The sequence below is a fragment of the Telluria sp. AZSoR62 genome (assembly GCF_058111565.1).
In genome coordinates, this window is sequence record NZ_JBYTST010000006.1 from 82,293 (window position 1) to 93,315 (window position 11,023).

At 65.4% G+C, this 11,023-nt stretch carries 8 protein-coding genes; 4 read left to right on the top strand and 4 right to left on the bottom strand.

Annotated elements, in window-relative coordinates; all coding sequences use genetic code 11:
• Window positions 1-172: 172 nt before the first annotated feature.
• Window positions 173-1,690, top strand: a complete 1,518-nt coding sequence (locus AC3XQU_RS11300; protein WP_489874262.1) for a DUF3369 domain-containing protein — start codon at window positions 173-175, stop codon at window positions 1,688-1,690.
• A gap of 144 nt (window positions 1,691-1,834) precedes the next feature.
• On the opposite strand, the gene AC3XQU_RS11305 is transcribed toward AC3XQU_RS11300, so the two are convergent.
• The 3 genes from AC3XQU_RS11305 to AC3XQU_RS11315 form a co-directional block, all read right to left on the bottom strand.
• Window positions 1,835-3,787, bottom strand: coding sequence for a GAF domain-containing sensor histidine kinase (locus AC3XQU_RS11305; protein ID WP_489874263.1), 1,953 nt, complete (start codon window positions 3,785-3,787; stop codon window positions 1,835-1,837).
• Between the two features lie 194 nt (window positions 3,788-3,981).
• Entirely contained in the window at window positions 3,982-4,488 is a 507-nt protein-coding gene (locus AC3XQU_RS11310; protein ID WP_489874264.1) for a hypothetical protein, read from the bottom strand.
• Between the two features lie 105 nt (window positions 4,489-4,593).
• Entirely contained in the window at window positions 4,594-4,824 is a 231-nt protein-coding gene (locus tag AC3XQU_RS11315) for a hypothetical protein (RefSeq protein WP_489874265.1), read from the bottom strand.
• Window positions 4,825-5,061: 237 nt separating this feature from the next.
• On the opposite strand from AC3XQU_RS11315, the gene AC3XQU_RS11320 reads away from it, so the two are divergent.
• The 3 genes from AC3XQU_RS11320 (at window position 5,062) to AC3XQU_RS11330 (ending at window position 10,112) form a co-directional block, all read left to right on the top strand.
• Window positions 5,062-5,469, top strand: coding sequence for a hypothetical protein (locus tag AC3XQU_RS11320; RefSeq protein ID WP_489874266.1), 408 nt, complete (start codon window positions 5,062-5,064; stop codon window positions 5,467-5,469).
• 128 nt (window positions 5,470-5,597) lie between these two features.
• Entirely contained in the window at window positions 5,598-8,246 is a 2,649-nt protein-coding gene (locus tag AC3XQU_RS11325; RefSeq protein WP_489874267.1) for an EAL domain-containing protein, read from the top strand.
• Between the two features lie 252 nt (window positions 8,247-8,498).
• Window positions 8,499-10,112: a methyl-accepting chemotaxis protein gene (locus AC3XQU_RS11330; RefSeq protein ID WP_489874268.1), complete on the top strand. Its 1,614-nt coding sequence runs from the start codon at window positions 8,499-8,501 to the stop codon at window positions 10,110-10,112.
• A gap of 50 nt (window positions 10,113-10,162) precedes the next feature.
• Here the strand turns inward: AC3XQU_RS11330 and queC are convergent, their stop codons facing one another.
• Window positions 10,163-10,876 carry a 7-cyano-7-deazaguanine synthase QueC gene (gene queC / locus AC3XQU_RS11335; RefSeq protein WP_489874269.1) on the bottom strand — a complete coding sequence of 238 codons (714 nt, stop codon included), beginning with the start codon at window positions 10,874-10,876 and terminating at the stop codon, window positions 10,163-10,165.
• Window positions 10,877-11,023 lie beyond the last annotated feature (147 nt).

Here is an 11,023-nt window from a genome sequence, read left to right on the forward strand (position 1 = left end):
GTATTGACACCGGGCCTGCGGAACGCAGTCTGTGACATCGTTAACCAACACTTTTAATGTTGCCTGTTGTTAAGCCACAAGGGGCGTACTACAATCGAATTGACTTGCGGCATTATTTTTGTGACTTTTCGCCGCGGATTGTGTCGTCAATCAACCAAGGTAACGAAAACCTATGTCCTTCTTGTCCTCTGCCGCGCCTAAGCTGGCTCCGTGGAAAGTCCTGCTCGTCGACGACGAACCGGACATCCATGACATTACCAAGCTGACCCTGTCGCGCTTCCGCCTCGACGGCCGGGCACTGTCCTTCGTGCACGCCTACAGCGGCGCCGAGGCCAAGGAAATACTGGCGCGCGAAAAGGACATCGCCCTGGTCTTCCTGGACGTGGTGATGGAGCGCGAGGACAGCGGCCTGGAAGTGGCGCGCTGGATGCGCCAGGACCTGGACAACCAGTTCACCCGCATCGTGCTGCGCACCGGGCAACCGGGCCAGGCGCCGGAAGAACGCGTGATCGTCGACTACGACATCAACGATTACAAGGAAAAGACCGAGCTCGATCGCACCAAGCTGTTCACCACCACCTTCGCCGCCCTGCGCGCCTACCGCGACATCATGAAGGTCGAGGACGCGCGCCGCGCGCAGCAGAACTACCGCGAAGGCCTGGAGCGCGTGATCGCGGCATCGGCCCATATTTTCCAGCAGCGCAACCTGAAGGATTTCGCCAACGGCCTGCTGCAGCAGGTGGTGGCGCTGCTGCGCCTGGAGCAGAGCATGCTGCTGCGCCTGACCGGCGCGAGCGTGATCGCCGGCGAAAGCCAGTACGAAGTGCTGGCGAAAATAGGCGAAATGGAAGGCGAGGAAATCGGCCCGGAACTGGTTGCCCAGCTGGACGATGCGCGCCATAACCGCATCTCGCGCCTGCGTGGCGACACCTATGTCGGCTACTTCCCGAACGCCAGCGGCAAGGCCTCGCTGCTGGTGCTCAAGGGCGTGGAAGAGATCGCGGACATCGACGCCCAGCTGCTGGAAGTGTTCTGCTCTGGCGTGGCGATCGCCTTCGACAACATCCTGCTGAACCAGGAGATCACCGATACCCAGGCCGAACTGATCCTGCGCCTGGGCGACGTGGTCGAATCGCGCTCGCACGAAGCCGGCAACCACGTGCGCCGCATGTCGCAGGTCTGCCACCTGCTGGCGCAGGCCGCCGGCATGCCGGAAGACGAAACCGCGACCCTGATGCACGCCGCCCCGATGCACGACATCGGCAAGATCGCCACCCCGGACGCGGTGCTGCTCAAGCCGGGCAAGCTCGATGCGGACGAGTGGGAAATCATGCGCCAGCACCCCACGGTCGGCCTGCAGATCCTGGACGGCTCGCAGCGCCCGATCCTGAAGGCCGCCGCCGTGATCGCGCACCAGCACCACGAGAAATTCGACGGCAGCGGCTATCCGCAAGGCCTGCGCGGCGATGCGATCCATCCCTACGCCCGCATCGTGGCGGTGGCCGACGTGTTCGACGCCCTGAGCCACAAGCGCTGCTACAAGGACGCCTGGCCGGCGGCGAAAGTGACCGAGCACCTGCGCGAAGTGGCGGGGCACCACCTCGATCCGTTCTACGTGGACCTGTTGATCAAGAATATGGACAAGGCGCTGGAGATCAATGCGCAGTGGCCGGATAACGAGGCGCATTGAAGCACCGCTAATCCGTAGGTGGGCAGGCGAAACAGTCCAGTGGACTGTTTTGCGCCCACGCGGTGACAGTCACAGGGAATGCAGCCGCTCGGGCAGATCCGGCCCGGGTTGAACGCGTGGGCGGAAATCTGCCCACCCTACGATTTACAGGCTGACCAGCTTCTTGCGCGAGCGCGGAAAGCGCAGGTAGTACTTCAAGCCCTTCCCTGGCGCGCTCTCCACCCGCACCGTGCCGCCGAGCGGCCCGGTCACCAGGTTGTACAGGATGTGCGCGCCCAGCCCACTGCCCCCGGTGCCGCGCTTGGTGGTGAAGAACGGATCGAACAGCTTGTCCAGCGTCTCCCTGTCCATCCCCGCGCCGTCGTCGGCGTACTCGAACACTACCTGCTCGTCTTCCTGCGCCGCCCGGATCGTGATCCGGCCCTGGTGCTCGTGCTCGTAGCCGTGCACCAGCGAATTCATGATCATGTTGGTGACGATCTGCGACACCGCGCCCGGGAAGCTGTCGAGCACCAGGTCCCTGGCGCAGTCCACTTCCACCGCCACCTTGCGGCCCTTGAACTTGGGCTGCAGCGACAGCAGCACTTCGTGGAGGTAGGCGCCCAGGTTGAAGTTGCGGATGTCGTCCGAGGACTGGTCCACCGCCACCTGCTTGAAGCTGCGCACCAGTGCGGCGGCGCGCTGGGTGTTGGTGGTCATGATGCGCAGCGACTGGTCGATGATGTCGAAGAAGGACTGCAGGCTGTCCTCGGTCATCTCTCCGGCCGCCAGCTCTTCGCGCGTGAGCTTGAGTTCCTGCACCAGGTGGCTGGTGGCGGTGACGCAGATGCCCAGCGGCGTATTGATCTCGTGCGCCACGCCGGCCACCAGGCGCCCCAGTGAAGCGAGTTTTTCCTGGCGTACCAGTTCCGACTGCGCTTCCTGCAGGCGGTGCAAGGCTTCGTTCAGCGCCGCGTTCTGCGCTTCCAGCGCTTCCTTGGTCTTGCGCATGCGGCGGTCGGCCTGCATGCGCGCCAGCGCCACCGCGACGTGGCTGGCCATGAAGGCCAGCAGGTCGAGGTCGGCCTTGGTGTAGACGATGGACGGGTCGTAGCTCTGCACGATCAGCACGCCGTAGGGCTGCTCGTGCACCAGCATCGGCGCGCCCATCCAGCTGGCGATGTCCGTGTTCCCCAGCGGCTGCTGCACCAGCCCGTTGGCGACCAGGTGGCCGAAGCTGGTGGCGTCGTGCAGCTGCGGCTGCTTGCTCGACAACACGTAGGAGCACATCGCCTTGCCGAAGGGGAAGCGCTTGACCGGCGCCTCGCTGTCTTTCTGGTCGACGAAATACGGGATGCTGATTTCCTGGGTCTCGGCGTGGTACAGGCCGATCAGGAAGTTCTCCGCCACCATCAGTTCGCCGATGATGCGATGCAGGCTGGCCGACAGCGCGGCGGTGTCGAGCGCCTGGGCCGACAGGCTGGCGATCTGGTACAGCGCATGCTGCACCTGCTCGGCGCGGCTACGCTCGGCGACTTCGTGCGCCAGCGCGGCGGTGCGCTCCTGAACGGCGCGCTCGAGCCGGTCCATGCTCTGCAGGCCCTGCAGCGCGTTGGACACGTGGTTGGCGATCTGGGAAAACAGCGCCTGGTCTTCCTCGCTGTAGGTGACGTTCTTGGTATAGCTCTGGATGACCATCGCGCCCAGCGCCTGCTGGTGCTGGTCGAGCAGCGGCGCGCCCATCCAGTGCTCGGCGGCGCTGCCGTGGCCCCATTCCATGCCTTCGCTGCGGCGTGCCTTGAAGTCCTCGGCCGTGATCATCAGGCGCTGGCGGTTCACCACCACCCAGGAGGTCGGCGACTGTTCGGGCGCGGCCAGGGTGATGCGCTGGCCCGGGGCCGGCACCTCGTCGTCGGCTTCATCGACGAAATAAGGGAAACGGATGGTCCCGTCTTCGCGGTCGCACAGCGCGACATAGAAATTGGCCGCATACATGATGCGGCCGAGCGCGCGGTGGACTGCGCCGATGAAGTCGGTGATGTCGCTGCAGGTGGTCGACAGCTGCCCGATTTCGAGCAGCATCGACTGGACGGCTTCCAGCCGGTCGAGACGTTCCATTGCTTCCCCAAGAATAAATGCACAGGGGAAATATTAACAGTTCGCGCCGGCAGGCCGAAGCGCTATCGGCGGGAGTGTGGCTTTTAAGGCTGCAGAAAATAGAGGCGCCTGACAAAACCCCGAGGGCAAGGCGCAGCGTCAAAGACAGTACGTTCGTACGGCGAGACGATGCAACGCTGCCATCGGGGGAATTGTCAGGCGCGTGGCGCTTTGAAGTCGGCTTCGATCCAGGCGATGGCCGACGACTGTGTCAGCTTGAAACTGGCCGGCACGCGCACCTTGGCCACCTGCTCGCTCATCTCGTCGGTCGCGGCCAGCATGCCGTAGGGATCGTCGTCGTCCGGCACGATATCCAGGGTCACCTTCAGGTTGCCGCTCTTCTCGGTCCAGACATGCAGGTTCTTGTGCAGGATCGCATGCAGGTGCTGCTCGTGGCGGCGGATCACTTCCGAGGCGGTTTTCACCAGGGTGTTGAAGGCGTTGGTGTCGAGCGGCTTCGGGTTCTTCTTGTCGCGGCCCATGGTCCAGGGTCCGACCAGGGCCGGTTCCGGCTCGCCGTCCTTGATCATGGCCACGGCCCAGCCCTCGTCGTCCTCGTTCTTGATGACGCGCGCGGTCCAGCCGTTGCCCTGCCACAGGCGCGGCTCCTGCACCGGTTCGCCTTCGCCGTCCTCGTGATCCTGCTCGATATGGTCGTTCATGTCGTGTTTCCTGCTTCCTCTAACGGTAAGCCAAGATCATAGAGGAAACACGGCGCAGGACGAAGCCCGTTTGGCAGACTTTGCCCTCGGTGCAATCCGGCCGCCTCAGGCGATGCGCGGAAAGCGCCAGTCGGGTCGCCTGGGCGGGCGCACCGGCGGGCGGTCCGGCATGGGGCGCGGATCGACGGCGGGCGGCGGTGTCTCGCGGTTGAACGGATTGATGATGATCGGCGGAATGGCGGGCGGCGCCGAGGGCGGGTTTTTCGGACCGTCGTTTGCCAATGTGCAATGCAGGGTGACGAGGTGGTCCGCGATTCTCTTGATGACAGCGTGCATGGGATCTCCCTGTAACGGAGCAGGCTGTCAGTATAGGTAAGGAAGCCATGATTGCAATGCCAAAGCATCCACGCTTCTTTCCCGCGCGCCAGAACCGAGTTGCAGCTTTATCGCCGCTGCGCGCCTCTTGGTGGGCCAAAATTGCAGCCTGTCGCAATCCGGTGGCCGCCAGCGCTGCACCTGCCTACAGTACCAACATTGCTTGAGCCGAAACCACACCACTTGACGAGGACTGCCATGAAAAAATATGTTCCCTACCTGCTGCTCTTCCTGTTCGCCGTGCTGCTGTGGGACATGGCCACGGCCGACTTCATGACCGTGAACTTCGACGGCGACGAGATCGACGGTCCGCTGGGCGCCTTGCTCGGACTGGTGTTTGCCGGCGGCGGCGTGATCATCGGCGGCGTGGTGATGCTGGTGGTCGGCGTGGTGCTGGCGGTGGTGTTTGCCGGCCTGGGCGTGATCCTGCTGGGCGCCCTGTGCGTGGCCGCGATCGCGGTGGCGCTGGCGATCTCGCCCCTGATGCTGCCCCTGCTGGTGCCGGTCGCGCTCATCTGGTATCTGGCCAGCCGCAAGCGCAAGACCGCAGCCGCGTCGGCTACCGCGCCGGGTACCGCGTCGGCTGCCGCGCCGGCTGCCGCCTGAGCCGCCGGCCTACCCGGGCAACACGGCCGGCGCAGCCCGGCCGTGTTGCCCGAACAGCATTTTCACTCCAATTCCGGTGTCGCATGTAGAATTGACCTGTAGTCATTCGGCAAACGACACCGGTGCACATGCCCCTCAAAAAGCCTGAACCAGGACCACCGATCCGCCCTTACCCGCTTGCCCGACTCGTGGTCGTGACGGCCGGGCTGATTGCTGCGCTCGGCCTGGTGACCGCCTCGATGCTGTATGCGAGCTACGAGGACACCTTGCGCGACCAAAAAATCACGCTGCGCAACATGGCCATTGCCTTCGCCGCCCAGACCGCCGGCGTGGCCCAGGCCATCGACAGCACGGCGCAGCGCACCGCCACCCTGTACCGCGCGCGCGGCGCCGGCGTGATGGTGCCCGGCTTCGTCGAAGAACACGCCGGCCTGGCCCACCCCTACCTGCTGCGCCTGATCGTATTCGACGCCACCGGCAAGGTCGCGGCCAGCGTCACGCCCGCCGAAGGCGGCGACCTGCCCCCGCCCACCCTGCCGCCCGCGCGCGCCGAAGGGCCGCAAATCAGCATCACCAATGTCGACCGCGCGACCGGGCACGGCATCCTCAATTTCAGCCGCACCGTGCGTGATTCGGCCGGCCATTACGCAGGCACGGTATCGGCCCAGGTCGATTCCCTCCGCTTCGAAAGCCTGTACCGCCTGATCGAGCTCGGCGAGGGCGGCTCGGTCACGCTGCTGCACCGCGACGGCACCATGCTCATCCGCGGCCCTGGCTATCCTGCCGGGATCGGGCGCTCGTTCACGGAGACGCCGCTGTTCCGCGCGCAGCTGCCCCACGCCAGCCGCGGCGCCTTCGAGTCCCGCAGCCCGATCAACGGCAACCTGGGCCTGTACGGCTACGACAGCGTGGAGGGCTTCCCGCTGGTGATCATTACCGGCATGAAACGCAACGTGGCCCTGGAAGCTTGGTACGGCCGCCTGTGGACGGCGCTGGCCTTCTATGTGTTGCTCTCCGGCGTGCTGGTGCTGCTGGCATGGCGGGTCGCGCGCGACGCGCGGCGCCAGTTCCGCCTGATCGAACTGGTCTCGGCCAGCGAGGCGCGCCTGGTCAAGCGCTTCGACTACCTTGCCTCGATCGTCAATGCGGTGGGCGCCCCGATCTGGGTGCTCGACAGCGAGCGCCGCATCGTGCTGGCCAACGACGCATTTGCCCGCCTGGTCGGGCGGCCGCGCGACGCCCTGCTGGGACAGGACGAGCACGCGGTGTTCGACGGCAGCGACACTGAGCGCGAGCGCCGCTACCAGGCGGTGCTGGACAAGGGCGTCAGCCTGGACGCTGCCGGCACCATGCGCGACGGCAGCGGCGAAACCCGCACCGTGATCCAGCTGACCACGCGCCTGACGGCCGAAGACGGCAAGGCCCACCTGGTCAATGTGCTCAGCGACATTACCGAACGCGAACGCGCCGAGGCGCGCCTGGCCTGGCTGGCCGAGTTCGACCCGGTCACCGGCCTGCCCAACCAGGCCCAGTTCGGGCGCCTGCTGGCCGCGCGCATCACGCAGGCCGGCCCGAGCGCGGTGCTGGCGGTGGTGGCGCTGGCGCTGGAGCGCCTGCGCGAGATCGTCGACCTGCTCGGCCACGAAGCGGGCGACCGCGCCCTGCAGCAGATCGGCGAGCTGCTGCGCAGCGCCTTCGGCGAGCAGGCTACCGTGGCGCGCATCCGCGGCGCAGAATTCGCCTTCCTGTTCGATGCGGGCGGCGGGCGCCAGGACGTGGAGCGCTTCGCCACCGAGGTGCATGCCCTGCTGTCGCGCCCGTTCTCGCTCGACGGGCGCGACTTCTTCCTCAACCCGGTGCTGGGCGTGGCCCTGTCGCCGCAGGACGGCCGCCAGGCGGACGAGCTCTACCGCAACGCACAGGGCGCCAGCAGCGGTACCGGCGCCGACGAAGAAGCCATCCGTTTCTTCTCGGCCGGCATGCACACCGAACTCGGCCACCGGCTCACCGTCGAGGCCCACCTGCGCCGCGCCCTGGAACGCGGCGAGCTGCGCCTGGTCTACCAGCCGAAGGTCACGGTGGAGGGGCAGGACGTGGTCGGCTTCGAGGCGCTGCTGCGCTGGACCAATCCCGAACTGGGCGAGGTCTCCCCGGTGCAGTTCATCCCGGTCGCCGAGCGTACCGGCCTGATCATCCCGATCGGCGCCTGGGCGCTGGAGCAGGCCTGCCGCCAGATCGGCGAGTGGTCCGCGATTCTGGGCCGGCCGGTCAAGGTGGCGGTCAACCTGTCGCCGCGCCAGTTCTATCAAAAATCCTTGCTCGACACGATCCGGCGCTGCCTGGCGCAATACCGCATTCCGGATGGCAGCCTGGAACTGGAAATCACCGAAACGGCCCTGATGAGCCGCGAAAAGGAAGTCGACGTCCTGATGCACGACATCCGCGCCCTGGGCGTGGACCTGGCGATCGACGACTTCGGCACCGGCTACTCGAGCCTGGCCTACCTCAAGCGCTTCCCGGTCTCGCGCCTGAAAGTCGACCGCGCCTTCGTGCGCGACATCGACCGCGACGAGGACAGCGCCGCCATCGCCCTGTCGATCGTCAACCTGGCGCGCGGGCTCAAGCTCAAGGTCGTGGCCGAAGGCGTGGAAACCCAGGCCCAGCTCGACGTCCTGCGCGGCATGGCCTGCGACGAATACCAGGGCTTCCTGTTCAGCCGGCCGCTCGAGTACGCCGACGTACTGCCCTTGCTGGAGCGCACCAAGGTACCCGGGTGAACCTGCATTGCCCCGCCCTATCAATGTTTCACGCAAGTTAATTCTTCATGTCACAAACTTACTAAACTGTTGTTTATAAAGCTGTTTTTCTTAAGCTAGTGACAATGCAACGACAATTTTTACTGCCGAGTTACTTTAGAGCAATCACTCTAGCGTAAAGTCATCACACCGTCCCTGAATGATGGTTATTTGCGCCGGCGACCTGGAATCAGGTCCAGCTGGTGGTCCCGGTCCCGACTTTATGGTGTAAAAATGGTCTTCAATAACTTTCGTATCGGCGCGCGCCTTGGCGGTGCGTTTGCCACTCTCCTCGTCTTGATGGCAATCATGCTCGGTACTGCAATATGGCAGTTGAGCCGGATCGCGGACGGCAAAACCGTCATGGCTGCTGCCAACCACAAGGCCAACCTGGCCCAGGACTGGCTGGACGGCATTGCCACCAACAGCGTGCGCACGCTGGCCAAGGTCAAGAGCACCGATCCGGACGACGACAAGTACTACACCGATGAAATGAAGGCGGTCAGCGCCGGCGTCACCAAGGTGCAGAAGGAGCTGGAAGGGCTGGTGCAAAGCGACAAGGGCAAGCAGCTGCTGCAGGACGTCGCCGCGCGCCGCAAGGAATATGTGGCCATCCGCGACGAAGCCTTCCAGCGCAAGACCGCGCTGGGGCCGGGCGACGCCGCACTCAAGGCCTACGTGGCCGGCTCGCTGATGCCTGCGATGAAAGCCTATGTCAGCTCGGTCGAGGCGGTGGTGGCGTTCCAGGAAAAGCTGTTCGACGACGCCAGCGCCCAGATCGATGCGCTGTATGCGGACGCCAAGCGCTTCCTGATCGCCATTGGCCTGGGCGCCATCGTGTGCGGCGCCGCCTTTGCCCTGCTCCTCTCGCGCAGCATCACCCGTCCCCTCGCGCGTGCCGTGGGGCTGGCGCGCCAGGTCGCCTCGGGCGATCTCACCGCCGACATCCAGGTCACCTCGCACGATGAAGTGGGCGATCTGCAGGCCGCGCTGAAAACCATGAACGACAGCCTGCGCAAGACCGTGACCGAAGTGCGCAGCAGCACCGACGCCATCGTCACCGCTTCCCAGGAAATCGCTTCGGGCAACCTCGACCTGTCGTCCCGCACCGAGCAGCAGGCCAGCTCGCTGGAAGAAACCGCCTCGTCGATGGAAGAACTGACCAGCACCGTGCGCCAGAACGCCGACAGCGCGCGCCAGGCCAGCACCCTGGCCCAGGCCGCATCCGGTATCGCGGTGCGCGGCGGCGCCGTGGTGGCGCAGGTGGTCTCGACCATGGCCTCGATCAACGCCTCGTCCAAGCAGATCGGCGACATCATCGCCGTCATCGACGGCATCGCCTTCCAGACCAATATCCTGGCCCTGAATGCGGCCGTGGAAGCAGCCAGGGCCGGCGAGCAGGGCCGCGGGTTTGCCGTCGTGGCCTCGGAAGTGCGCAACCTGGCCCAGCGCTCGGCCAGCGCGGCCAAGGAAATCCGGGCCTTGATCATTGATTCGGTGTCGAAGGTCGATGCCGGCGGACGCCTGGTCGATGAGGCGGGGTCGACAATGCAAGAGATCGTGCAGGGCATCACCCGGGTCACCGACATCGTGTCCGAGATCGCCTCGGCCAGCGCCGAGCAGACCCTGGGCATCGAAGGCGTGAACGCCGCCGTCAGCCAGATGGACGACGTCACCCAGCAAAATGCCGCATTGGTGGAAGAAGCGGCAGCGGCGGCGCAGTCGCTGGAAGACCAGGCGACGGCGCTCGCGCGCCTGGTGAGCACGTTTATCGTGCACAAGGCGGAGGTGGTGCAGGCCCAGCGGCCGGTGCAGCAGGTCCCACGCGCGCAGCTCCTTGCCGCCTGAGCAGCCGCGCATCAACGGGTGGGCGATTCCTTGCCCACCCAACGAGCTGACTAGTCTCGGCCCTTGCGGGCCGCATACTGTTCATACCCCCGCGCCCGCAGCGCACAGGCCGGGCAAGTCCCGCAGCCATGCCCCCATGCATGCGCGGCGCCGCGCTCGCCCAGGTAGCAGGTGTGGGTGTCGAACCGGATTACATCCACCAGCGCATCGCCCCCGCAGTCATGCGCCAGCTCCCAGGTCTGCGCCTTGTCGATCCACATCAGCGGCGTCTCGACCTTCAGCCGGGTCGCCATGCCCAGGTTGAGCGCCACCTGCAAGGCCTTCATCGTGTCGTCGCGGCAGTCCGGATAGCCCGAGAAATCGGTCTCGCACATGCCGCCCACCAGCACCGTCAAACCACGGCGGTAGGCGACGGTGGCCGCCACCGTCATGAACAGCAGGTTCCGGCCCGGCACGAAGGTGTTCGGCAGCCCGTTCTCCTGCATCGCGATGGCCACGTTGCTGGTCAGCGCCGTATCCGAGATCTTCGCGATCAGCGACAAATCGATCATGTGGTCTTCGCCAAGGCGCGCATCCCAGCCGGGATCGAGCGCCCGCATTTTCGACAGCACGGTCGGGCGCACCTCCAGCTCGATCGCATGGCGCTGGCCGTAGTCGAAACCGATGGTCTCCACGCGCGCATAGCGCTGCAGCGCCCAGGCCAGGCAGGTGGCGGAGTCCTGGCCTCCACTGAAGAGGACGAGCGCGGTGTCTTGGGAATGCATGGTGGTGGTCCGGAAAAATGGTGGGCACGAACGTGGGGAAGCGCGGATTCTGGCATAAAACGGGGCTTCCCGTGAAGCCGCCGGCCTCACACGGATGAGTTAAGCGTCCGTCATCATTTTTGCCGATCCGCTAAGATTGCCGTGAAC

What these genes read in the sequence shown, in the direction of transcription:
- AC3XQU_RS11300 (WP_489874262.1), top strand. Translation starts at nt 173, where the DNA reads ATGTCCTTCTTGTCCTCTGCCGCGCCTAAGCTGGCTCCGTGGAAAGTC.
- AC3XQU_RS11305 (WP_489874263.1), bottom strand. Translation starts at nt 3,787, where the DNA reads ATGGAACGTCTCGACCGGCTGGAAGCCGTCCAGTCGATGCTGCTCGAA.
- AC3XQU_RS11310 (WP_489874264.1), bottom strand. Translation starts at nt 4,488, where the DNA reads ATGAACGACCATATCGAGCAGGATCACGAGGACGGCGAAGGCGAACCG.
- AC3XQU_RS11315 (WP_489874265.1), bottom strand. Translation starts at nt 4,824, where the DNA reads ATGCACGCTGTCATCAAGAGAATCGCGGACCACCTCGTCACCCTGCAT.
- AC3XQU_RS11320 (WP_489874266.1), top strand. Translation starts at nt 5,062, where the DNA reads ATGAAAAAATATGTTCCCTACCTGCTGCTCTTCCTGTTCGCCGTGCTG.
- AC3XQU_RS11325 (WP_489874267.1), top strand. Translation starts at nt 5,598, where the DNA reads ATGCCCCTCAAAAAGCCTGAACCAGGACCACCGATCCGCCCTTACCCG.
- AC3XQU_RS11330 (WP_489874268.1), top strand. Translation starts at nt 8,499, where the DNA reads ATGGTCTTCAATAACTTTCGTATCGGCGCGCGCCTTGGCGGTGCGTTT.
- queC (WP_489874269.1), bottom strand. Translation starts at nt 10,876, where the DNA reads ATGCATTCCCAAGACACCGCGCTCGTCCTCTTCAGTGGAGGCCAGGAC.